Source organism: Megasphaera stantonii, assembly GCF_025567065.1.
Classification (GTDB): Bacteria; Bacillota; Negativicutes; order Veillonellales; family Megasphaeraceae; genus Megasphaera; species Megasphaera stantonii.
Window position 1 is genome coordinate 16,477 of record NZ_JAOQKD010000007.1, and the last position, 22,851, is coordinate 39,327.

Genomic DNA, 22,851 nt, shown 5'->3' on the forward strand with positions numbered 1-22,851 from the left:
CGGTGCGGCAGACAGCGCAGGGAACCGGAATTAATATTCCGGCGGCATATTTTTCTTAGTTCGAGGCATTTTCAAGGCGTCGCCCGGTGAATCGTGGTATTTTACGGACGGCCCTGTAAAGCCACGGCCGACGACTTCCGAGGCGTCGCTGATGATCATGAAGGCACCCGGGTCGATTTTGTTGACCAGTTCTTTGATCTTGGCGATTTCCGTCAGCTTGATGACGGCGTAGATAATGCGCTTATCCTGCATGGTATAGGCGCCCTGGCCGTACAGGTACGTCGCGCCGTGGCCGATGTAGCGCATGAGCAGGTTGGCGATTTCTTCCGCGTGGTTGGAAATGATGAAGACCGATTTCCGCTGCTTCAGGCCGATGACGACCTTGTTGGTAATGAAGGCCGTAATATAAGTGCTGACGAAGGTGAGGACGGCCATTTCCAGGGAAAACATGTAGGCGGCGGCGACGAGGATGAGGGAGTTGATGACCATGACGACGTTGCCCATTTCCAGGGAATAGTATTTCTTTACGATGGCTCCGACGACGTCCAGGCCGCCGCTGTTGCCGTTGTATTTGTATAAAATGCCGAATCCCAGGCCCGATACCAGGCCGCCGGTGATGCTGGAGATCATCGGGTCCTTGACGATGTCCCACGTTGAAAGGAAGGCCGTCGCGTCGGCCAGTACGGAGAAGATAGCCGTGCCGACGATGCTGAGGATGGTATATTGCCGTCCCATGAATTTGTAGCAGGCAATCATAATCGGTATGTTGAGGGCGAAAATACCTACGCCGACAGGCAGGCCCACGGCGAAGTAAAACATGATGGCTACGCCGCCGATGCCGCTGCTGAGCAGGTGATGGGGGATGAAAAAGGCATTCATGCCGACGGTTACGATGAGACAGCCGATGAAGGAGGCAATATAGGGAATTGCCAATTGTTTCAGCGATGTGTCCTGTGTTGTTTTCATGTTCTTTGCTCCTGTAAAAATGCGGAAAGAATTGTAAAATAAAGAAAAAAACGGTATAATTAAAAGTAACGCCGCTGCATCAGTATGTACAGTGGCAATGGATAACAAGGGCCGTTTGCCGTTGTTGTCTCACATTATAACATAGGAATTTTTTAATTCAATACGGATTGCACATTTTGCATTCGAAATGGAGAGCTGGGAATGATAGAAGAGATAGGCTGCGGAAAAATTAATTTGGCCCTGGCGATTACAGGCCGGCGGGACGACGGATACCACGATATCGACACGATATTTCAATCTATCGGCTTGCACGACGTAATCCGCTTGGAAGAGGCAGATGAATTTTTGCTGACCTGTTCGAATCCGGCGCTGGCCTGCGACGAGACGAATTTAGCGTATAAAGCGTACGCGGCGCTGCTTCCGTACCGCCGCGGCCCGAAAGGCGTTCGCATTCATATCGAAAAGAACATTCCCGTCGCGGCAGGGCTGGCCGGCGGCAGCACGGACTGCGCGGCCGTGCTGCGGGGGCTCAATCGCTTGTGGCGGCTGGGCCTGACGACGGAGGAGCTGTGCCGCATCGGCGCGTCTATCGGCGCCGACGTCCCCTTTTGCGTCTGCGGCGGGACGATGCGGGGCCGGGGTATTGGCGAGGTATTGACGCCGCTGCCGCCGCTGCCTGCGCGGCCTGTCCTCATCGTGCATCCGCCGGTGCCGGTCTATACGGGGAAGGCCTACTCCTTATTCGACACGATGCCCCGTTTGCAGGGCGTAGCCGTAGACGAGGCGGCGAAGGCCGTAGAAGCCGCCGATTTTGAAGGGCTGGAAGCCCATATGGGCAACACCTTTGAAGAACTGGTCATTCCCGACGTGCCGATGATAGACACGTGCCGTGCTATGCTGCGCCGTCAGGGCCTGCGGCCTCTCATGGCCGGCAGCGGGCCCACCGTATTTGCCCTGGTGCCGCCGTCGGCATCGGCCGGCGACATATACCAGGCCGTTGCGGCAGAGGCGAAAGACCGGGGAATCGATGTATATATAAGTTCGTTAGTGGAAGGAAATGGCGAGCCATATGAAGAAAACGACGGGATATAAATTAGAGCCCATTCAGTTAGACGTATATAGACCGTTGCGCGATGTCGTCAGCGACGTGCTGCGCCAGGCCATTAAGGACGGCGTGCTGAAGCCCGGCGAGCGGCTGATGGAAATCCGCCTGGCCGAGGAGCTGGGCGTGAGCAGGACGCCGATTCGCGAGGCCATCCGGAAATTGGAGCAAGAAGGGTTTGTCGTCATGGTGCCCCGGCGCGGCACCTATGTGGCCGATATTTCGCTGAAGGATATTTCCCAGGTTTTTGAAATCCGCGGCGCCTTGGAAGAGCTGGCCGCCGGCCTGGCCGCCGAGCGCATCACGCCGGACGAGCTGGAGCGTCTGGAACGGATATTGGTGGAAATCAACGAATACATGGCTCACGACGACTTTGATAAGATCGTCGACGCCGACGTCCGCTTTCATGACGTCCTGTACCAGGCCAGCCGGAATCAGCGCCTCGTCGACATCCTGCATAATCTGAGAGAGCAGATGCTCCGCTTCCGCTCCATATCCATGCATTATCCGGGCCGCCTGGCGGCTACGTGGGAAGAACACCGGCAGATGGTGGAAAACATTGCCAACCATAACAGCGCCATGGCCCGCAAGGTAGCAAAGAAGCATATGGAAAATTCGGAAAAGACCCTGCTCAAGGGCATCAGACAGGACGAAGAGTCGGCTCGTCAGATTCATGAATTGTTTCCTCATTCGTAACGGCCGAGGCCGGTAAAGAGGGCGATAGTATGTTGCATTCGTTTGTGCATTTTGTCAGCTTGGTCAGAAATAAAGAGAAAAATATGGACGAGTACGAACATTTTTTGTGCGTGCTGACCATCGTCTTATTCATACTGCTTCTGGTGCGCTCCTTAGTCGCGTTATACATGGGACGATGGAATTTATTTACAGATATATGAGGAAAGCTAGTTAATTATTGTTATATAAGGGGGATATGTGCATGAAAACTTTTTCGCTTCCCTGCGGCAAAGGGACACAAACCGTTTCGTTGGAAGAAAGCCATATGTTATACGACCTGCACGGCAACGACGTAACCGTCGCCGCCGATGAACAGGCCGCAGTACGTCAGGCTCTGCGCCAGCCTGTAGGCAGCGCGCCCCTGCGCGACATCATCCAGGCCGGCGATACCGTGGCCATCATCGTCAGCGATATTACCCGCCTGGTCCATACGGATGTCATGCTGCCAGTTATCGTGGAGGAATTGAACTCCATCGGCGTAAAGGATGAGCAGATCACCGTCATTACAGCCCAGGGTACCCATCGGGCTCATACGCCGGAAGAAGACGCCATCGTCTGCGGCCAGGAGATGGCGAAACGCCTGCGCATCGTCAACCACGACTGCCGCAACGACGAGGCCTTGACCTGCATCGGCACGACGACCTATGGAAACGACGTATATATCAACGCCGAAGCAGTTAAGGCCGATAAGGTTATTTTGACCGGCTCCGTGTCCTTCCATCCCATGGCTGGATTCGGCGGCGGCCGAAAGGCCGTGCTGCCCGGTATTGCCGGATACGACACGATCATGCGCAATCACGCCATGGCCTTGACGGAAGACGTTGGCGGCGGCTGCAACCCGTTGTGCGAAACGAGCCTGCTGGAACACAACCCCCTCCATGACGACATGCGTCAGGCGGCGGAAATGCTGAACCCGGCCTATCTGGTCAATACGGTGTTTACGGCTGACGGAGAGTTATACGAAGTCGTAGGCGGCCATTGGCATGAAGCGTGGGAAAAGGGCTGTGAAGACTTACTGCGCATTGCCAGTGTGCCGATTCAGGAGCTGTCGGACGTCACCATCGGTTCGGCCGGCGGATATCCTAAGGATATGAACCTGTATCAGAGCATGAAGGCCCATATGAACTCCGTCTTTGCGACGAAGCCCGGCGGCATTATGATTTTCACCTTAGATTGCCCGGACATTAAGGAACCGGCTATTTTTACGAACTGGTTTTTCCGCAGCAACATGGAAGAATTTGAACGGGATTTGCGCGCCGATTTTTCGATTCCCGCCTTCGTGGCCTTTAAATCGCGGTGCATCATCAATTCCATGAAGCAGGTATATGTCGTTACCCGGCCGGAAAACTTTGATATCATCCGCCAGAGCGGCCAGATTCCGGCGGCGACGCTGGAAGAAGCCTGGGCTATGGCGCAGGAAGAATTGAAGCGGGAAGGGAAGGACGACTATACGGTGACCGTCATGGGGCACGCGTCGGCTACCTTCCCGGTACTGCAGAAATAAGACAGACGGGCTGACCCGAAGCAAGCTGCTTCGGGTTATACGTTTTACTCATAATTTATGCATAAAGCTCATGGTTAGGAATGATAAAACTGTATAGTCTTTTTCTGGGCAAGGCAAGACAAATGAAACGGCCTGTATTATAATAAGCATATTCAACTGATTTGTTGCAGCTGCAGAAACGGAAGTTGCAGTATATCGTAAAAAAGGGGATGCAGTTAGTTATGAAACAATATAATCCGGTTACAGAAGAAGTCGTCAAGGCTCTTCAGGACGTCGTCGGGGAAAAATACGTCAAAACGGCGCCCGACGTATTAGACGTGTATAAATCTGACGAAAGCCTGGCGCCGTCGTATTGGCGCACGCCGGAAGTCGTCGTGCTGCCGGCCAATACGGAAGAAGTGGCCGAAATCGTCAAGATCGCCAACAAGTACAACGTTCCCGTTACGCCGCGAAGCGCCGGCACCAGCGTCAGCTGCGGCGCCGTGCCGGTATATCATGGCATCGTCCTGCTGATGGAACGGATGAACCGCATTTTGGAAGTCAATGAAGAAGGTATGTACATGGTTGTCGAAGCAGGCGTGCGTACGATCGATATCCAAAATTTGGCTAAGTCCAAAGGCCTGCTGTACGCCGGCGACCCGTGCAGCTCCGACAGCTGCCTCATCGGCGGCAACCTGGCTACCAACGCCGGCGGCAACAAAGCCGTGCGCTACGGTACGACCCGGCATCAGGTATACGCTATTGAAGTTGTTCTGCCGAACGGCAAGATTGCCAATCTCGGTGCACCCTTGAAAAAATGCTCGACAGGCTTTTGCCTGGATCAGCTGATTATCGGCTCGGAAGGCACACTTGGCATTATTACGAAGGCGACGCTGAAGCTCGTCCCCCTGTGCCCGTACCGCCTCGACGTATTGGCCGTCTTTACCGATCTGGGCAAAGCTACGGCCCTGGTGCCGAACTTAATCAAGGCCGGCCTCAATCCGACGTCCGTCGAATTTATGGACAACAACTTCGTCCGCAGCGCCAGCGATTACAGCGACCTGCGCTTGCCTCATTATGAAGACGGTTATTACGATATCATTTCGATCGAAACGTTCAATGAAGACGAATTGGACGACAAGATGGAAAAATTGGCGGCCATTTGCGAAGCCTGCGGCGCAACGGACGTCGTAGAAGCCGACGACAGAGTGTGGACAGTCCGCCGCAACTGCCTGGAAAGCACCCGCGTGTTCTCCAAGGTCGCCACGTCGGAAGATTTGGTCGTACCGGTCACGAAGATTGCCGACTGCATTCAGTCCTTAGTCGAAGAAAGCAAGAAATACGACTTCCGCGTATTCTGCCTGGCTCATGCCGGCGACGGCAACCTCCATTTCCAAATCCTGAAATGCGATATGAGCGATGAAGAATGGGAAAAACAGCTGGAAGAATTCCGCGACGTCGCCTATAAATACGTATACGGCTTAGGCGGCCGCTTGTCCGGCGAACACGGCATCGGCTTTAAGCGTCTCGACTACATGGAAAAATACACCGACCCGGTAGAACTGGAACTGATGAAGTCTATCAAGCGGGCGATCGACCCCAACTGGATTTTAAACCCCGGCAAAGTCATCAGCGCCGACTAATGATCTTGAATAGATAAGTAAATACGCAGCGCCCCGATAGGAAATCGCCAAGACATGATTTCCTATCGGGGCGTTTTTTGTCATGTGAAAGGTCTTTTCATAAAATTGGACATATATTTGACGGTATGAAGGGCAAAAATGCAGTCAATGGCCGAAAGGAATGGTATAATACTATATATGAAATAACGGTAATTTGTCGGATAGAGGAGCGTGACGAGACAGTTGATAAAATTAGATATAAAGAATCTATTTAATCCGCAGCATATTCTCCATGTCGGCAATATGCGGGCGAAATTTTTTGCCAGCGGCAGCTTTGACGGCATTACAGACGTGCGGGAGGAAATTTTACATGGCTGGAAGGTATCCTACGACAGGGGCTACCGCACGCCGGATTTCAAAAAGCCCGTCGTGACGGACCTGTACCTGCGCACGCAGAAGGAGGAAGAGCTGCTGGCCATTGCCGTGCCGTATATGGAGCGTCTGTATACGTTTTTGCAGAACGACACCTTTTGGATTACCCTATTGGATCGCGACGGCGTCATCTTAAAGCTGGTAGGGTCGGATACGATGCTGAAGGAGCTGGCGGCGACAGGCCTGATCGAAGGCTCCAATCGGGGAAGCGACGCGCCCTACGGCGGGCTGTTTCACTTGGTCTTTACGTATAAAAAGCCCTTTATCCTGGTATCGACGGAGCACGCCTCGTCTATTGACGACAACCTGGCCGGCGGCGCCTGCCCTATCGTCGACCCAGAGACGAAGGAGATTTTAGGCTTTATCGCCGTATCGGGCCATTGGTGGTATTCCCATCTGCATACGCTGGGATTGGCCGTCATCGCGGCGGAAGCCATTTCCAAGCAGTATGCATTGGAAAAAGCGACGAAGCGCTTGTACGCTATGAGTCAATCCCTAAAAAAAGTAAACTCCCGGCTGTATACGACGCTGGACAGCATTAAGACGGGCATCATTTACTGTAATGAAGAGGGAACCGTCAAAGTCATCAATGAAGGCGCTGTGAAATTGCTGGGAATTAAGAAGGACTTGAAGGATGTGCCGGGGACGAACGTCTGCCCGTATTTTGACTCGAAGCTGTCTATGGATAAAATCGCCGCCAATACGAAGAACGGCGAAACGTACTGCTACGAGCTGGTCAGCTCGGGTTGCCCCGATTTGTCTACAAACGGAACTACCTGCTGTACTGCTATATCCGCCGCATCAATATCGGCGAAAAAGAGCAGGAATATATTATTACCCTGTCGAAGCAGACCGAAGCCCATCTGAATGCGACCAAGATGATCTATGCCGAGCCGACGTTCAGCTTCGACGACATTATCGGCTCGTCCGACGCGATTCGCCAGGTGAAAACCATCGCCGAACTAGGGGCGGCCCATAATCCGTCGATTTTAATTACCGGCGAGAGCGGAACGGGGAAGGAATTGTTCGCCCAGTCCATTCACAACGCCAGCAGCCGGCGGAATGGCCCCTTTGTGGCGATTAACTGCGGCGCCATCCCGCGGACCCTCATAGAAAGCGAGCTCTTCGGTTATGAAAAGGGCGCCTTTACCGGCGCCGATAAGAAGGGGCATCCGGGCAAGTTTGAGCTGGCGAATGGCGGCACCTTGTTTTTAGACGAAATCGGCGACATGCCCTACGACGTCCAGGTGACGCTGCTGCGCGTGCTGCAGACGCAGACAGTGACGCGCATCGGCGGCGCGAAGCCCATACAGATTGACGTCCGCATCATATCGGCTACGAACAAGGACTTGCGGAAGTGCATTGAAAACCACACTTTCCGCGAAGATTTATACTATCGCCTCAACGTGTTTACCATTCCCTTGCCGCCGCTGCGGGAACGGGGCCGGGACATAGAGGAAATTGCCCGGTATTTCCTGACTGTTTATAATAAAATTTACGACAAGCACGTCGCCGACATAGAGGAAGACGTGCTTCGGGCCTTTCACGCCTACCGGTGGCCAGGCAATATCCGGGAACTGGAAAACGTGATGGAACGGGCCGTCATATTATGTAAAAGAGACTACATCACGCTGATAGATATTCCCGACGCCATTGGGAAGGGAGCCGAAGAAGCTGCAGCGCCCTTGGCCGTAGGCGGGCTGCTGCGGCATGAAAGAGAACGGATCGAAGCGGCCTTGAGGGAATATAAGGGAAATATGTCCCATGCGGCGAAGGGGCTTGGGATGAGCCGGCCGACCTTGTACAAGCGCGTCAAGGAGTATGGCATCGATAAACGAAATTTTGAGTGACGAAATGAAAAAGCCAGTACCTGTATCATCTGCCGGTACTGGCTTTTGCTTGCGTGAAAAGTGTAAAGGGCTTTTACAGTGTAAATGGAGTGTAAAGGCATTTTACACTGTAACGATGGAAAAATGGCTGTTTTGCGCCTCTTTATATATGGCATGAAAATTTCATATATATTTTCAAATCGAAATTCAAGGAGGCAATACGCATTATGGAAGTAAAACAGATTTTAGTGTACGGCGCCGGCTTGATGGGCCGGGGCATCGCCCAGGTATTTTCCCGCAATCCGGAATATTCCATCGTTTTATATGATATCGCCGACAACGATGTTCTCGGCCAGGTCCGCAAGGAAATGATGTCCTTTGTCGATCAGGGCATCGTCGATGCCGACACGGCAGAACAGCAGCTGAGCCGCATCAGCTTTACGACGGATTTGAGCCCTGAATTGTGCCAGAAGACGGATTTAGTCGTCGAAGCCGTATTTGAAAACATGGAATTGAAGCAGTCGGTCTTCGAAAAGCTGGAAATCATGTGCCGTCCCGACACGATTTTCTGCACCAATACGTCCGTCATGAGCCCGACGGAAATCAGCGCCCGCGTCAAGCACAAAGAACGCTTCGTCGGCACCCATTTCTGGAATCCGGCAACGCTGATTCCCCTGGTAGAAGTCGTCAAAGCCAACGGCTCGTCTGACGAAGTAGCCCAGCAGGTATACGACATTTTGGAAAAAGTAGGCAAAAAGCCGGTTATCTGCCAGCGCGACGTGCCGGGCTTCATTGCCAACCGCATGCAGCACGCCCTGTGGAGAGAAGCGATTTATATCGTCGAACAGGGGATTGCCGACGCCGAAACGGTCGATAAAGCCGTTAAATACAGCTTCGGCCTCCGCCTGCCCCAGCTGCCGCCGTTGGTTAACTCCGATTTGGTCGGCACGGACTTGACCTACAACATTCACGAATACATCTTGAAATATCTGTGCAGTGACACGACGCCGTCGCCCCTGCTGGTCAAGATGAAGGAAGAAAACAAGATGGGCTTCAAGAGCGGCGAAGGCTTCTTCAAATGGGACGACGAATCCATCGCAGCAGAACGCAAGGGGCTGAACGACTATTTAATTCACATGCTTTATAAAAAAGATAAAGAATAAGAGCGTATTTTAAGGAGGAAACATATCATGAGCAATTTGAAAAACAAAGTTATCATCACTGCAGCTGTAACGGGCGCATGGCCCAAGAAAGAAAATAATCCGAACGTTCCCCTGACGCCGCAGGAAATTGCTGACGACGTCTATCAGTGCTGGCAGGCCGGCGCTGCCGTCGCTCACCTTCACATGCGCGACGATGAAGGCAACGGTACCATGAGTGCCGATAAATTCCGTGAAACGGTACAGACGATCAAGACTAAATATCCTGACTGCGACATCGTCCTGAATCTTACGACATCGGGCGACCTTCACGCGACGGAAGAAACGCGCCAGTTCCATTTGAAGGAATTAAAACCGGAAATGGCGTCGTACGACTGCGGCTCCATGAACTGGATGAACAGCGGCTTGTTCCTCAATCCGCCGAAATTCCTGGAAGACCTGGGCCAGCTCATGCAGGAACTGAACATCAAGCCGGAAATCGAAGCCTTCGACCCGGGCATGATCGCCAACGCCGCCTATTACCTCAAAAAAGGCGTATTGAAAGCGCCGCTCCATTTCCAGATGTGCATGGGCTGCGCCAACGGCATCCCCGGCTCGGTTAAGAATCTCGTCTTCATGAAGGAAACGATGGATACCCTGTGCCCGGGCTCTACCTGGTCGGCCTTCGGCGTAGGCCACAGCGCCATGGAAATCATGTACGCGACCATCGCCTTGGGCGGCCATCTCCGCGTCGGCATGGAAGACAACGTCATGTACGCCAAGGGCGTGCTGGCTGAAAGCAACCGCCAGTTCGTAGAAAGGGCTCGCCGCTGCGTAGAAGAATACGGTAAGGAAGTCGCAACGCCGGCAGAAGCGCGCGAAATCCTGGGTCTGAAATAATAGGAGTGTGACAGGTATGACATGGGGACCTTGTTTTATGTATTATCGTTGTCCGCAATGCGGCAAGAAATTTAAATACGCTATCGATTTGATTCCGGAATTCGGCGACGCCTTCGGGACCTGCCCTGACTGCCATGCCGGCGGCGTCCTGGAGGGAGAAGGGGCTCGGACGAAAGATGACGGGGCGTATGAAGAAGTAGAATGAGGTTCCCGCCATACCGGATTATATAAAGGAGGCTTATTATGGCGCAAGCAAATTCGCAAAACGCACAGAAGAAGACGATTACCGATAAGTTTATAGAATTCAGCTTAAACTATATTCCCGACTCCATGGTATTCGTATTGGGGCTGACCGTATTCGTCTTCGTACTGGCACTGATTTTTACGGACTCGACGCCGTGGGGATTGGTTGAAGATTATGCAAAAGGATTCTGGGAATTATTAAGCTTTTCCATGCAGATGTGCTTGATGATGATCAGCGGCTTCGTTATTGCTAACGCAAAACCGATTCGCAAAGGCATCGTCCGCTTGATTGACTGGCCGAAGACGCGCGGCGGCACCATCGCTCTGTTCGCCCTGATTACCGGCGTTATTTCCTGGCTCCACTGGGGCGTCGGCCTCATGGCTACGATTATCATGGGCAAGGAAATCGCTATCCGCAAACGAGGCCAAGGCTTCCATTATGCTTTTATCGTCGCCATGGCCTATACAAGCATGAATATCATGGCTAACGGCATCTCCCAGGCTGCGCCGCTGCTGTCGGCGACGCCGGGCAACTTTATGGAAAAGATCATGGGCGGCATCGTGCCGATCAGCCAGACGTCCCTGTCTCCGTACATGATGACCTTCCTCGTATTGGAATTACTGGCTTTGCCCGTCGTATACTACCTGCTCATGCCTAAGAAGGAAAAGGCCGTAGAAATCAGCGACGAACTGTACAAGGAATTTACGGCAGAACCGGAAAAAGTCGACGCGTCGAAGAAATTGACGCCGGCTGAACGGTGGGAACGGTCCCGCGTGTTGAACACTCTCATTGCTTTGTTGATTCTCATCTGGTTCGGCGACCACGTCATTACGGAAGGTGTCAGCAAGATCAACCTGAACACGATCAACTTCGCCCTTTTTGGCTTGGGCTTATTATTCCACGATTCGCCGCACAGCTATATTGAATCGGTAAAAGAAGGGGCGACGACTGTATACGGCGTCATCATCCAGTTCCCCTTGTACGCCGGTATTTTCGGCCTGATTACCTTCTCCGGCCTGGCCGACGAAATTACGGAGCTGTTCATCTCCATCGCGACGCCGGGAACCTATCCGTGGATCGTATTCATTTACACTGGCATCATGGACTTCTTCGTCCCGTCTGCAGGGTCTAAATTCGTTATCGAAGCGCCGTACCTGGTTCCGGCGGCTCAGCATTTAGGCGTTCCCGTTTCGCAGGTTATCAATGCCTACGGCACGGGCGCTCAGATGGCCAACCTGATTCAGCCTTTCTGGGCCATTGCCTACCTGGCGGCCTTCCGCCTTCGCTTCCAGGAAATCCTGCCGTTTACGTTCATGCTCTGGCTGTTCGTATTCATTGCCGGCAGCCTGTGGTTCCTCATTTTCCCCTTTGGATGGTAATATAATTTAGCTGCTAACTCAATTTACTATACTCTCATCTCAATATGAAACATGCAAAAGACCTGCCGTGAGGAGATATTCTTGTCTCCGGCAGGTCTTTTGCATTGCAGGCGAAATCATATGGCCGTCAAGGGCGGGGCAAAAACGAGGCAAAAAATTTATTTCATTTGCTTTTAGAAGACTTGATGAGCAATAAAAAAACAAGGAAGCCTGCATATAACAGGGTCCCTTGTTTTGGTTTTGTGCTATTGTGCTCGTTATTATTTGGAGTACAATTCGACGATGAGTGTTTCGTTGATTTCTACAGGAATTTCGGAGCGTTCGGGCATACGTGTCAGCGTGCCTTCGAAGCCGTCGAAGTTCTTTTCGATGTAGGGAACATCGAAGGTTTTCAATTCCTGGAAGGATTTTTTGTACATTTCGTTAGCGCGGGAAGCTTCCTTCAGCGTGATAACGGAACCTACTTTTACGTGTGCCGACGGAATGTCGCAACGTTTGCCGTTTACCAAGATGTGGCCGTGGTTGACCATCTGGCGGGCCTGACGAATGGAGTTTGCAAAACCGATACGGTATACCAGGTTATCCAAACGGCATTCCAACAATTTCAGCATGTTTTCGCCAGTAACGCCTTCCATCTTCTTGGCTTTATCATAATACCGGACAAACTGGCGTTCGAGCAAATTGTAGTATGCGCGAAGCTTCTGTTTTTCCAGTAACTGTGTGCCGTATTCAGACATCTTTTTCTGACGCTGTTCTTTCTTCACACGTTTTAATGCCTTAGGATGTCCGTACACATTGAGTCCGAACCGGCGACATTGCTTAAAACGTGCTTCTCTCCTCGTTGCCATTTTCTACATCACCTCATATAAAAATTTAATAAAACATAACAATAGAAATTCTATCACGGTTGCAGGGCTTTGTCAACGGATAGGCAGGGAAAAGTGCCGGCGTTTTGGGCGCAGAGCCTGAACAATACATTTTTTTGCCGGCGCCGCGTAAAGAATGCGTAAACTGCAAGTCGTGAAAGACGGCGTAAAATAGGGGGATTCCTCCTACTGGTTATGGTTAACAATGCGCTGTCCTGTGCGATTGGCGCCGTCTTATGAGAAAATGTGCTCGTGAACACTATTGACAAAAGGTTTACAAAGGGATAGGATATACATAACAAAACTGTGTTCGAACACAATTTATAAAAAGTAAGAAAAAACCATATTTTAATTGTACGTATTGCTGAGTGGAGGAATGAAGAAATGAACACGAGCACAGCGGAAAAAGATAATAAAAAGATATCCAGCTCTTTTATTTACTTTTTCGGCTCTTTTGGCGGTATTTTGTTTGGGTACGACATCGGCGTTATGACCGGGGCGCTGCCCTTCCTGCAGGACGACTGGGGGCTGCACGGCAATGCCAGCATCATCGGCTGGATTACGTCGGCCGTCATGTTCGGCGCTATTTTCGGCGGCGCGCTGGCAGGCCAGCTGTCCGATAAATTGGGCCGCCGCAAGATGATTTTGATTTCTGCGCTGATTTTCGTCGTCGGCTCTGTCTTGTCGGGGATTGCTCCGGACAACGGCCAATATTACCTGATCGGCGTTCGTATTTTACTTGGCTTGGCCGTTGGCGCCGCGTCGGCTCTCGTGCCGGCTTATATGTCGGAAATGGCTCCGGCTCATCTGCGGGGCCGCTTGTCCGGCATCAACCAGACGATGATCGTATCGGGCATGCTGCTATCGTACATCGTCGACTATTTGCTGAAGGATTTGCCTGAAATGTACGCTTGGCGCTTAATGCTCGGCTTAGCTGCCGTTCCGGCTATTATCCTGTTCTTCGGCGTCCTTCGTCTTCCCGAATCGCCGCGTTTTCTCGTCCGTCATAACTTATTGGATGCAGCCCGCCGTACGCTGAGCTATATCCGTCCCAGCGACGAAGTCGAACCGGAATTAAAACAAATTCAGGAAACCGTCGCCGCCGAAGCCCATGCTGCGCAAAACAGCTCCTGGGGAATGTTGTTCAGCGGCAAATACCAGTACTTGGTCGTCGCCGGTATCGGCGTCGCCGCATTCCAGCAATTCCAGGGGGCCAACGCGATTTTCTATTACATTCCCCTGATCGTCGAAACGGCGACAGGACATGCCGCCAGCTCGCAGCTCATGTGGCCGATTATTCAGGGCGTTCTTCTCGTTTTGGGCTCCCTCGTCTTCCTGGTCATTGCCGATAAGTTCAACCGCCGCACGCTGCTGAAAGTCGGCGGCACGATTATGGGCCTGTCCTTTATCCTGCCGGCTATCATCAACAGCATCATGCCGGACACGAACCCGATGATGATTGTATTCTTCCTGTGCATTTACGTTGCCTTTTATTCCTTCACATGGGCCCCGCTGACCTGGGTTATCGTCGGTGAAATCTTCCCGCTGGCCATCCGCGGCCGGGCGTCCGGCATGGCTTCGTCCTTCAACTGGATCGGCTCCTTCCTGGTCGGCTTGTTGTTCCCCATCATGACGGCTTCGATGCCGCAGGAAATCGTCTTCGCTATCTTCGGCGTCATCTGCATGCTCGGCGTATGCTTCGTGACGAAATGCGTCCCCGAAACGCGCGGCCACACGCTGGAAGAAATCGAAGCCCAGGGAACGAAGAGAAGATAATTAATGTATTCCGTTAAGGGAGAAAGGACTTGTCTCATGGATTTATTAAAGGTTGCAGCGAACATTAAAACCGGCGAAACGGCCTTAGGAATTGAACTTGGCTCGACTCGCATCAAGGCAGTTCTCGTCAATTACGACTGCCAGACCATCGCTTCGGGCAGCTACGGCTGGGAAAACGCCCTGCGCGACGGCGTGTGGACCTATTCGCTGGATGAAGTATGGAAGGGGATTCAGGCCTGTTATGCTCAGCTGGCCGCCGACGTGCAGAGCCGCTACCACGTGCCGCTGACGCGCATCGGTTCTATCGGCGTCAGCGCCATGATGCACGGCTACCTGGCCTTTGATTCGCAAGGCGAACTGCTCGTTCCCTTCCGTACGTGGAGAAATAATATTACCGGCCAGGCTGCCAAGGCGCTGACGGAAGCCTTCCATTTCAATATTCCCCAGCGCTGGAGCATCGCCCATCTGTATCAGGCTATTTTAAATGGAGAAGACCATGTGCCGCAGATTTCCTTCCTGACGACCTTGGCCGGATACGTCCACTGGAAGCTGTGCGGCGAAAAAGTCCTGGGCATCGGCGACGCGTCGGGCATGTTCCCAGTTGATGAAAGGACTGGCACGTACGACGCGAAGATGCTGTCCCTGTTCGACGAATTGGAAGCGGTAAGGCCCTATTCGTGGAAGCTAGCCGACCTCCTGCCGAGAGTGCTGCGGGCCGGGGAAGGTGCCGGTACTTTGACGGAAGAAGGGGCGCGCCTCCTCGATCCGGCAGGCCGTCTGGAACAGGGCAGCCATATGGCTCCGCCTGAAGGCGACGCCGGTACGGGCATGGTCAGCACGAACAGCGTCCGCAAACGGACCGGCAACATTTCCGTCGGCACGTCGGCCTTTTCCATGAACGTATTGGACCGGCCGCTGCAGGGCGTCCATGAAGATATTGACGTCGTCACGACGCCTGACGGGGCTCCTGTCGCCATGGTACATACGAATAACTGCTCGTCGGACATCAACGCCTGGGTCGACCTGTTCGGACAGTTTGCCGCGGCGACGGGACTGGCGATCGGGCCGGACAAGCTGTATGAAACGCTGTTCAACCTGGCCGGCACGGCCGACAAGGATGCGGGAGGACTGGTCAACTACAGCTATTTGTCGGGCGAAAACGTAACGCGCATCGACAATGGCCGGCCACTGTTCGTCCGTACGCCGCACAGCCGCTTTACCTTGCCGAACTTCATGCTGGCCCAGCTGTACGCAGCCTTTGCGCCGCTGAAAATAGGCATGGATATCCTGGTTCAGGAAGAAGGCATTGAAACGGACGTCATGATTGCCCAGGGCGGCCTGTTCAAGACGCCGGTCATCGGGCAGCAGGTATTGGCCGACGCCCTCAACATGCCGATTACCATTATGGATACGGCAGGCGAAGGCGGCCCGTGGGGCATGGCCGTACTGGCCGTATACATGGAGGTCCGCCAGGAAGGCGAAACGCTGGCCGACTTCCTCGATGAACGGGTATTCCGCCATCCAAAGAGCGTCACCTTGACGCCGAACGCCGAAGGCGTAGAAGGCTGCAACGCCTTTATTGAAAACTATAAGCGGGCCTTGTCTGTCGAAGCAGAAGCGGGCCGCACGTTGGCAGAGTAACCCTGCCGGGAGGGATATAGTATGTTAGAAGAATTGAAGCAGCAGGTCTATGAAGCGAATATGCGCCTGCCGAAATTGGAGCTCGTCACCTTTACGTGGGGCAATGTATCGGGTATTGACCGGGAACAGGGCCTGTTCGTCATCAAGCCGTCGGGCGTAGAATATGAAAAGTTATCGCCTGCCGATATGGTCGTCGTAGATTTGGACGGCAAGGTCGTCGAAGGGGACTTAAACCCGTCGAGCGATACGATGACTCACGCCGTATTGTACAAGGCCTTTCCGAATATCGGCGGCATCGTTCACGCCCATTCTCCCTGGGCCGTATCCTTCGCCCAGGCCGGCGTAGACCTCGAAGCTATGGGCACGACTCATGCCGATACGTTTTACGGCGACGTACCCGTGACCGACGCGCTGACGAAGGAAGAAATCGAAAGCGCTTATGAAGAAAATACGGGCAAGGTCATCGTCCGTACCTTTGCCGAACGGGGCATCGACCCCGACGCCGTTCCGGCCGTACTGGTAAAACAGCACGGGCCCTTTACGTGGGGACCGACGGCGGCGAAGGCCGTAGAGACGGCCAAGATTCTGGAAGTCGTCGCTGAAATGAACTACCACGCGCTCCAGCTCACGCGCGCCGACATCCGCGTGCCCCAGTACCTGCTGGATAAGCATTACTACCGCAAGCACGGGGCCAACGCCTATTACGGACAGAAAAAATAAAGAATATCTATTATCAGTATTTCACATATATAAGGAGGAACCATCCATGTTACAAGTAAAAGATTATGAATTTTGGTTTGTCGCCGGCAGCCAGTATCTGTATGGCGAAGAACAGCTCCGCAACGTAGACCGCGATACGGAAGATATGGTCAACAAGCTCAATGCCAGCGGCAAGCTGCCCTATAAGGTCGTATACAAAGGCGTCATGACGACGGCCGACGGCATTACGCAGTTCATGAAGGACGTAAACTACAACGACAACGTAGCCGGCGTCATCACCTGGATGCATACCTTCTCGCCGGCGAAAAACTGGATTCGCGGCACTATGCTCCTGCAGAAACCGCTTCTCCATCTGGCAACGCAGTATTTGAACAACATCCCCTACGATACGATCGACTTCGATTACATGAACCTCAATCAGAGCGCTCACGGCGACCGTGAATACGGTTACATCAACGCCCGCCTGAATCTGAAGAACAAAGTTGTATACGGCTACTGGGAAGACGAAGACGTACAGGATGAAATCGCCAAATGGCAGGACGTCGCCGTTGCGTACAACGAAAGCTTCAACATCAAGGTATGCCGCTTCGGCGATACGATGCGCGACGTAGCCGTCACGGAAGGCGACAAGGTAGAAGCGCAGATTCGCCTGGGCTGGACCGTCGACTACTGGCCTGTCGGCGACCTCGTGCCGGTTATTAACAGCGTTAGCGACGAAGACGTACAGGCCGTATACGACCAGCTGAAGGAAGAATATACGATGGTCGTAGGGGACAACACGCCGGAAAAATTTGAACACAACGTCCGCGTGCAAATCAAAGAATATCTGGGCATCAAGCGCTTCCTGGATAAGGGCGGCTATACGGCGTTCTGCACGAACTTCCAGGATCTCTGCGGCATGGAACAGCTCCCGGGCCTGGCTGCGCAGCTGCTCATGAAGGAAGGCTACGGCTTCGCCGCTGAAGGCGACTGGAAGACGGCCGCCCTGACGCGCCTGCTGAAGATCATGGCTCACAACGACCGCACCGTATTCATGGAAGACTATACGCTGGACCTGCGTAAAGGCCACGAAGCAATTTTGGGCGCGCACATGCTGGAAGTCGACCCGACCATTGCCAGCGACAAGCCGCGCATTGAAGTGCATCCCCTGGATATCGGCGATAAAGAAGACCCGGCCCGCCTCGTTTTCACCGGCTCGGAAGGCGATGCCGTCAACCTGACGGTAGCCGATTTCCGCGGCGGCTTCCGCCTTATCAGCTACCCCGTAACGTGCCGCAAGCCTGAAGCGGAAACGCCCCACCTTCCTGTGGCAAAACAGCTCTGGACGCCGAAGGTCGGCTTGAAGAAAGGCGCTACGGCTTGGATTCACGCCGGCGGCGGCCACCATACCGTATTGAGCTTCCGCCTGACGGAAGAACAAATCCACGACCTGGCCGTCATGTTCGACTTGGACTTAGTAGAAATCTGCTAATCGTCAGCTTATAGTGTTACATCAATAAAAAGAGAGGCTCGCGAAAGCCTCTCTTTTTTATAAGATTACATATTTTCTGCAATGCGTATTTCGTTGTTCATGATATACCGCTCCCGGTCGGGAACGATGCCGTTGACCAGGTAATCGAAGACGAGCTGCATCGCCTTTTGGCCCTGCTGGTGGGGATGCTGGTAGATGGCGGCCTTGATGTCGCCGGCCTTCATCATTTCCCGCGTCGTCGGGATGGTGTCAAAGACGAGGATGAGCAGGTCGTCCTTGCGGGGGCTGGCCAAGGCTGCCCGGCAGGTGCCGTAGGAGCCGCCGGAGGACAAGATGAGGAGGACGTTGATGTCCGGATACTGGTGCAGCAGGTTTTTCGTCGCGTCGTACGACGAAATATCGTCGTCATTGTCTTCGATGAGGGCTGTGATTTCATACTGCCCGTCGGTTCCCAGTATTTCCTTGAGTCCCTGCAGGCGGTGGCGGTGGCCTAAGATTTTCAGCGAGCCCAGGACGACGCCGATGTGGCAGGGGCCGGGGGAAAACATCTTCAGCAGCGCCCCGATGGTGCGGCCGCCGTTTACGTAGTCGCTGCCCACATAGTAGTGGGTGCTGGCCTGCTCGATGTCGTTGTTGATCGTGACGACGAAGATGCCGGCGGCGATGAGCTCGTTCAGCTTGGCTGCTATTTTCGGATCGTTGATGGGATTGATGATGAGGGCGTTGATCTGTCCCTTGATCTGATCGAGGATATGGCACTGCTCTTCTACGTCATAGCCCCGTACGGTGTGCCAGACGGTGCGCATGCCGTAGGACTCGTATTTCCGGGCCGCCTTTTCCAGGGCGTCGATGATGTCGTCGAAGAAGCGGATGCTCTTGGAGGGCAGGACGACGGCGACGACGGGATTGCTCTTCTGCGCCGCCAGGGCCTTGCCGGCCGGGTTAGGCCTGTAGTGGAGCTTCTTGGCCATTTCTAGGATTAATTCGCGCTTTTCCGGCTTGACGTTGCCGCGGTTGTTTAAGACGCGGTCTACGGTGCCGCGGGATACGCCGCAGAGATCGGCGATTTGTTTTATCGTTACCATATATTTCCCTCCTGGGAATTACGAATGATGTAAATATATAATGTACACTAATTTTGTTTTCCCTATTTTAACACAAGGTGTGCGCGTGAACAAGTGCGCAAAAAGTCAAAAGAGGAGTGAATGCCATGAGTGTTATTTCTAAAAAAGATTTCGGCTGCCTGGCCGATGGCCGGCCCGTCTTTCTCTATACCTTGACCAACGCCAACGGCACAGCCCTGTCCATCTGCACGTACGGCGGCCATGTCCAGGCTCTGCGGACGAAGGACGCCGACGGGGCTGAGGTCGATGTCGTCCTGGGCTATGACGACGTCGAAACCTATGTGAACGAAGACAAATATATCGGAGCTCTCATCGGCCGCTGCGGCAACCGCATCGCCCGGGGCCGTCTGCACATCGGCGGCAAAGACTATCAGCTGGAGTGCAATAACGGCCGCAATCACCTGCACGGCGGCACCCTGACCGGCTTCAATAAAAAGCTCTGGCAAGCCGAAGAAACGGCGGAAGGGCTGAAACTGACCTATACGAGTCCCGACGGAGAAGGGAATTATCCCGGCGCCCTTCAGGTCGCTGTCTGGTATGATTTGACGGACGACGACGCTGTTACCATCCGCTACGAAGCTGTCAGCGACGCCGATACGGTATGCAACCTGACGAACCATACCTATTTCAACCTGAACGGCTGCGGCAGCGGTTCCGTCCTCGACCAGGAAATCCAGCTGTTCAGCGATTTCTTCACGGAAAGCGATGCCGAATCCCTGCCGAACGGCAACATCGTCGCCGTCGCGGGCACGCCGATGGATTTGCGGGAGCTGACGCCCATTGGCCGCCATATCGACGACGACTACGTCCAGCTCCGCCAGGCCCACGGCTACGACCATAACTGGATTGTCCGCCGCGATGAATCCCAGGCCGTGCCTACGCCCTATGGCACGGTATATCCCATGGCCCATGCCGTAGGCAATCGGACGGGCATTACGCTGACGGCCTATACGAGCCAGCCTGGCGTGCAGTTTTATACGGGCAATTACCTCGACGGCACGCCCTTGGGGAAGGGCGGCGCAGTCTTTGACCGCCGCAGCGGCTTCTGCCTGGAAGCGCAGTATTATCCCAATGCGCTGGAGCATCCGGAATTTCCCCAGCCCATTTTGAGAAAAGGCGATGTGTGGAAGGCCCTGACGATATACAAATTGGGACGAAAATAAAGACATACAAAAAAGATGAGACTGCGCTGCAGGCAGTCTCATCTTTTTTATATGTCAGTATATACGTGTGCGTTGGTTGTCAGGGCAGCGATTCGGAGAAGTCGAGGCCGGCGTCTGTCGCGTAGTACGTCCCTTCCTTGTCTCCGTGCTCGATGTATTTTTTATCCAGCAAGGTCTGAATGACATCCATGTCGGCCGGGTTCGGGGCGAAGATTTCTTCGGCCGTGCATTCTTCCCGTTCGACGGCGGCGACGACGGCGGCGAGCCGTTCGTCCTGCGTCGGCATGCCGTAGGCAAAATGGATGGTCGGCAAATACAGGGGATAGTCCTGCTTGGCCTTGATAAGGAACTGGCCGGCAGCCATGGCGGCGCTGAGGGCGTTTTGTTCGTCCATTTCAATGTTCATTTCCTCGCTGATTGCTGTCAGCTTATTAGAAGGGAAATGGTATAATGTCTTGGCTGCTTCCATCGTGTCGATAAAGCGCAGGCACGGCGCGTCGATGCCGTATATTTTCAGAGCGTGAGCGATACAGCCCATGACGAAGGGCGCGTTGTGGGCGACGAGGGTGCGGCCGACGAAGTAGTCTTTCATGCCGGCTTCCCAGTATTCGCCGAATTCGTCGGCTTTGCGGAGAACATCCCAAGTCAGTTCGGGATATTTTTTATTGGTAATGTCGTTTTCCGGCGGGCGGACGTAAAAATAGTGGGTGTTTTTCAGCTGGCCCTTTTCAAACTCGGCGAAGCCGATGAGGCAGACTGAGTAGGGCTGCTCGTTGGCCAGGACCAAGGACAGGGCCGTAAACTGCTGGGGATAGCGGCGAAGGGCGTCCGAGGCGTCGATGGGATAGGCGTAGTAGCCCTTCTGCGGCTGGACGTCGTATTGGTGCAGGTTTTCTACCTGTACGTGCTGTTTCGTTTCCAGGTCCTTTTGCCGGGCTGCTTTTTTGCGCTTTTTGCGAAACGACGAAAGCAGGGAGTAGAGGACGGCGGCGATGAAGAGAATCGTGAGCAAGGTGCCGCCGGTGTGAAGCAGTGAATCCATGGCTATTCATTCCTTTTCGTTGAAGATGAGGGCTGTTTAGTAAAGGTGTGATAAAAGGTCATGCTGTAGCAGGTAAAGAAGGCGTTGTCGGCAGCCTTGCCGTTTACGGAATAGCGGTCGCAAGCGTTTACGGCCGGGTCGGGCAGTATGATCTGCTTGGTCGGCAGGCCTTTGTCGTCGTACAGCAGCGTCGACAGCGTTTGCGCTTTGACGGTCTGGGCTTTAAAGTTGTAGAAAAACTTGTTTTCATATCCCGAAGCGACGTTCGTCGTATAATCGTACGTCACGACGGTGGCCTTGATGATATAATACGGCGGGTCATAGCGGATAGACTGGATGGAGTTCATGTCGACGTAGGATTCCGTCGTGTCGTCATGGCCTACCTGGATATAGCGGGGATTGTCGTCGAAAAACATGGCCGCCGCCAGGGCTGTGCCGGCCATGAGAAAGACGGCCAATAACGCGGTTATTTTCTTTAGCAAACGAAACGCTCCTTTCCATAACAAGGTACCCTTTTATTATACGAAAAAGGAAAAAATTTACAACAGGCGGAGGGGCAGAATAGGCAGGAAGGCGTAAATTTTTTAAAAATCCCCGGTAGGAATTTGTCTTCTGAAGGTCGAATTAATACTATAGTAAGAGCATGTCGATTTGTTTTCGTTCGTGATAAGGTCTGATTGGCATGTATAACTGTAAGGAGGGATTACGTTGGGAAAGAAAATTGAAGAACGTCCTTTGCGTGCGGCTATTTTGACTATCAGCAATAGCCGGACTTTTTCGGATGATACAAACGGCCTGATGATTCAGTCGGCTCTGACAAACAGGGGGCATCAGGTCGTCGATTACGCTATCGTAAAAGATAATAAAGAGGATATTACCCGTCATATCCACGAATGGGTGTGCAGCGTCGACGTCGTCATTACGAGCGGCGGCACGGGCATTGCCAAGCGGGACGTGACGCTGGAGGCGATAGAGCCTCTCTTTGAAAAGAAAATTCCCGGATTTTCCGAAATGCTCACGTATTTCGCCTATCGCCGCGTCTGCGGCGTGCAGGCCATGGCCTACCGCGCGACGGCCGGCCTGGTCCATCAGTGCATGGTATTTTGCCTGCCCGGCCTGCCCAGCTTGATTAAAGTAGGCATGGAAAAGATCATCCTGCCGGAACTGTTCCACTTATATACGGAAATTAAAAAGTAAGAGCCTTAGTATGGAAGGGC

The 22,851-nt window shown here is 53.4% G+C and carries 21 protein-coding genes; 16 read left to right on the plus strand and 5 right to left on the minus strand.

The window, feature by feature from the left end:
* Window positions 1-30: 30 nt before the first annotated feature.
* Entirely contained in the window at window positions 31-966 is a 936-nt protein-coding gene (locus OCV58_RS05495) for a YitT family protein (RefSeq protein WP_087476839.1), read from the minus strand.
* A gap of 201 nt (window positions 967-1,167) precedes the next feature.
* Here OCV58_RS05495 and ispE point away from each other — a divergent pair, with 201 nt between their 5' ends.
* From ispE to OCV58_RS05545, 10 genes are all read left to right on the plus strand, one after another.
* Window positions 1,168-2,058, plus strand: a complete 891-nt coding sequence (ispE, locus tag OCV58_RS05500; RefSeq protein WP_267312803.1) for a 4-(cytidine 5'-diphospho)-2-C-methyl-D-erythritol kinase — start codon at window positions 1,168-1,170, stop codon at window positions 2,056-2,058.
* Window positions 2,036-2,764: a GntR family transcriptional regulator gene (locus OCV58_RS05505; protein WP_095629206.1), complete on the plus strand. Its 729-nt coding sequence runs from the start codon at window positions 2,036-2,038 to the stop codon at window positions 2,762-2,764. The genes ispE and OCV58_RS05505 overlap by 23 nt, the downstream gene beginning before the upstream one ends.
* Window positions 2,765-3,005: 241 nt before the next feature.
* The gene (larA, locus tag OCV58_RS05510) at window positions 3,006-4,307 is read left to right on the plus strand and encodes an NPN-dependent 2-hydroxyacid racemase, LarAH10 family (protein ID WP_267312804.1); all 1,302 of its coding nucleotides are present in this window, start codon (window positions 3,006-3,008) and stop codon (window positions 4,305-4,307) included.
* 221 nt (window positions 4,308-4,528) lie between these two features.
* The gene (locus tag OCV58_RS05515; protein ID WP_154877189.1) at window positions 4,529-5,929 is read left to right on the plus strand and encodes an FAD-binding oxidoreductase; all 1,401 of its coding nucleotides are present in this window, start codon (window positions 4,529-4,531) and stop codon (window positions 5,927-5,929) included.
* A 222-nt stretch (window positions 5,930-6,151) separates the two neighbouring features.
* Complete coding sequence (locus OCV58_RS05520; RefSeq protein WP_267312805.1) at window positions 6,152-7,207, plus strand: hypothetical protein; 1,056 nt, start codon at window positions 6,152-6,154, stop codon at window positions 7,205-7,207.
* 11 nt (window positions 7,208-7,218) lie between these two features.
* On the plus strand, window positions 7,219-8,190 hold the full coding sequence (locus OCV58_RS05525) for a sigma-54 interaction domain-containing protein (protein WP_267312815.1): 972 nt from the start codon (window positions 7,219-7,221) through the stop codon (window positions 8,188-8,190).
* A 206-nt stretch (window positions 8,191-8,396) separates the two neighbouring features.
* Complete coding sequence (locus tag OCV58_RS05530; RefSeq protein ID WP_154877191.1) at window positions 8,397-9,332, plus strand: 3-hydroxyacyl-CoA dehydrogenase family protein; 936 nt, start codon at window positions 8,397-8,399, stop codon at window positions 9,330-9,332.
* 27 nt (window positions 9,333-9,359) lie between these two features.
* The gene (locus OCV58_RS05535; protein ID WP_204246303.1) at window positions 9,360-10,208 is read left to right on the plus strand and encodes a beta-keto acid cleavage family enzyme; all 849 of its coding nucleotides are present in this window, start codon (window positions 9,360-9,362) and stop codon (window positions 10,206-10,208) included.
* 37 nt (window positions 10,209-10,245) lie between these two features.
* Window positions 10,246-10,413: a transcription initiation factor IIE subunit alpha family protein gene (locus OCV58_RS05540; RefSeq protein ID WP_204967436.1), complete on the plus strand. Its 168-nt coding sequence runs from the start codon at window positions 10,246-10,248 to the stop codon at window positions 10,411-10,413.
* A 38-nt stretch (window positions 10,414-10,451) separates the two neighbouring features.
* Entirely contained in the window at window positions 10,452-11,831 is a 1,380-nt protein-coding gene (locus tag OCV58_RS05545) for a short-chain fatty acid transporter (protein WP_107196175.1), read from the plus strand.
* A 260-nt stretch (window positions 11,832-12,091) separates the two neighbouring features.
* Here the strand turns inward: OCV58_RS05545 and rpsD are convergent, their stop codons facing one another.
* Window positions 12,092-12,679: a 30S ribosomal protein S4 gene (gene rpsD, locus OCV58_RS05550; protein ID WP_087476848.1), complete on the minus strand. Its 588-nt coding sequence runs from the start codon at window positions 12,677-12,679 to the stop codon at window positions 12,092-12,094.
* A gap of 402 nt (window positions 12,680-13,081) precedes the next feature.
* Between rpsD and OCV58_RS05555 the strand changes: the two genes are divergently transcribed.
* The 4 genes from OCV58_RS05555 to araA are packed head-to-tail and all read left to right on the plus strand — an operon-like array spanning window position 13,082 to window position 18,305.
* Window positions 13,082-14,473: a sugar porter family MFS transporter gene (locus OCV58_RS05555; protein ID WP_087476849.1), complete on the plus strand. Its 1,392-nt coding sequence runs from the start codon at window positions 13,082-13,084 to the stop codon at window positions 14,471-14,473.
* A gap of 36 nt (window positions 14,474-14,509) precedes the next feature.
* On the plus strand, window positions 14,510-16,114 hold the full coding sequence (locus OCV58_RS05560) for a xylulokinase (RefSeq protein WP_154877192.1): 1,605 nt from the start codon (window positions 14,510-14,512) through the stop codon (window positions 16,112-16,114).
* A 21-nt stretch (window positions 16,115-16,135) separates the two neighbouring features.
* Window positions 16,136-16,834: an L-ribulose-5-phosphate 4-epimerase gene (locus tag OCV58_RS05565; protein WP_095629212.1), complete on the plus strand. Its 699-nt coding sequence runs from the start codon at window positions 16,136-16,138 to the stop codon at window positions 16,832-16,834.
* Between the two features lie 46 nt (window positions 16,835-16,880).
* Entirely contained in the window at window positions 16,881-18,305 is a 1,425-nt protein-coding gene (araA, locus tag OCV58_RS05570) for an L-arabinose isomerase (RefSeq protein WP_107196562.1), read from the plus strand.
* A 65-nt stretch (window positions 18,306-18,370) separates the two neighbouring features.
* Here araA and OCV58_RS05575 read toward each other — a convergent pair whose 3' ends face one another.
* Window positions 18,371-19,390 (minus strand): LacI family DNA-binding transcriptional regulator, encoded by a 1,020-nt coding sequence (locus OCV58_RS05575; protein ID WP_154877193.1) that lies wholly within the window; start codon window positions 19,388-19,390, stop codon window positions 18,371-18,373.
* Between the two features lie 125 nt (window positions 19,391-19,515).
* Here OCV58_RS05575 and OCV58_RS05580 point away from each other — a divergent pair, with 125 nt between their 5' ends.
* Window positions 19,516-20,592: an aldose epimerase family protein gene (locus tag OCV58_RS05580; RefSeq protein ID WP_107196563.1), complete on the plus strand. Its 1,077-nt coding sequence runs from the start codon at window positions 19,516-19,518 to the stop codon at window positions 20,590-20,592.
* A gap of 79 nt (window positions 20,593-20,671) precedes the next feature.
* Here OCV58_RS05580 and OCV58_RS05585 read toward each other — a convergent pair whose 3' ends face one another.
* Together OCV58_RS05585 and OCV58_RS05590 are read right to left on the minus strand one after the other, a co-directional pair.
* Window positions 20,672-21,634 carry an exonuclease domain-containing protein gene (locus tag OCV58_RS05585; RefSeq protein WP_154877194.1) on the minus strand — a complete coding sequence of 321 codons (963 nt, stop codon included), beginning with the start codon at window positions 21,632-21,634 and terminating at the stop codon, window positions 20,672-20,674.
* Between the two features lie 2 nt (window positions 21,635-21,636).
* Window positions 21,637-22,116, minus strand: coding sequence for a hypothetical protein (locus tag OCV58_RS05590; protein ID WP_267312806.1), 480 nt, complete (start codon window positions 22,114-22,116; stop codon window positions 21,637-21,639).
* A gap of 226 nt (window positions 22,117-22,342) precedes the next feature.
* Between OCV58_RS05590 and OCV58_RS05595 the strand changes: the two genes are divergently transcribed.
* Window positions 22,343-22,831 (plus strand): MogA/MoaB family molybdenum cofactor biosynthesis protein, encoded by a 489-nt coding sequence (locus OCV58_RS05595; protein ID WP_154877195.1) that lies wholly within the window; start codon window positions 22,343-22,345, stop codon window positions 22,829-22,831.
* The last annotated feature ends 20 nt before the right edge of the window (window positions 22,832-22,851 follow it).

Coding starts and splice junctions, on each gene's coding strand:
- OCV58_RS05495 (WP_087476839.1), bottom strand. CDS start 966: ATGAAAACAACACAGGACACATCGCTGAAACAATTGGCAATTCCCTAT.
- ispE (WP_267312803.1), top strand. CDS start 1,168: ATGATAGAAGAGATAGGCTGCGGAAAAATTAATTTGGCCCTGGCGATT.
- OCV58_RS05505 (WP_095629206.1), top strand. CDS start 2,036: ATGAAGAAAACGACGGGATATAAATTAGAGCCCATTCAGTTAGACGTA.
- larA (WP_267312804.1), top strand. CDS start 3,006: ATGAAAACTTTTTCGCTTCCCTGCGGCAAAGGGACACAAACCGTTTCG.
- OCV58_RS05515 (WP_154877189.1), top strand. CDS start 4,529: ATGAAACAATATAATCCGGTTACAGAAGAAGTCGTCAAGGCTCTTCAG.
- OCV58_RS05525 (WP_267312815.1), top strand. CDS start 7,219: ATGATCTATGCCGAGCCGACGTTCAGCTTCGACGACATTATCGGCTCG.
- OCV58_RS05530 (WP_154877191.1), top strand. CDS start 8,397: ATGGAAGTAAAACAGATTTTAGTGTACGGCGCCGGCTTGATGGGCCGG.
- OCV58_RS05535 (WP_204246303.1), top strand. CDS start 9,360: ATGAGCAATTTGAAAAACAAAGTTATCATCACTGCAGCTGTAACGGGC.
- OCV58_RS05540 (WP_204967436.1), top strand. CDS start 10,246: ATGTATTATCGTTGTCCGCAATGCGGCAAGAAATTTAAATACGCTATC.
- OCV58_RS05545 (WP_107196175.1), top strand. CDS start 10,452: ATGGCGCAAGCAAATTCGCAAAACGCACAGAAGAAGACGATTACCGAT.
- rpsD (WP_087476848.1), bottom strand. CDS start 12,679: ATGGCAACGAGGAGAGAAGCACGTTTTAAGCAATGTCGCCGGTTCGGA.
- OCV58_RS05555 (WP_087476849.1), top strand. CDS start 13,082: ATGAACACGAGCACAGCGGAAAAAGATAATAAAAAGATATCCAGCTCT.
- OCV58_RS05560 (WP_154877192.1), top strand. CDS start 14,510: ATGGATTTATTAAAGGTTGCAGCGAACATTAAAACCGGCGAAACGGCC.
- OCV58_RS05565 (WP_095629212.1), top strand. CDS start 16,136: ATGTTAGAAGAATTGAAGCAGCAGGTCTATGAAGCGAATATGCGCCTG.
- araA (WP_107196562.1), top strand. CDS start 16,881: ATGTTACAAGTAAAAGATTATGAATTTTGGTTTGTCGCCGGCAGCCAG.
- OCV58_RS05575 (WP_154877193.1), bottom strand. CDS start 19,390: ATGGTAACGATAAAACAAATCGCCGATCTCTGCGGCGTATCCCGCGGC.
- OCV58_RS05580 (WP_107196563.1), top strand. CDS start 19,516: ATGAGTGTTATTTCTAAAAAAGATTTCGGCTGCCTGGCCGATGGCCGG.
- OCV58_RS05585 (WP_154877194.1), bottom strand. CDS start 21,634: ATGGATTCACTGCTTCACACCGGCGGCACCTTGCTCACGATTCTCTTC.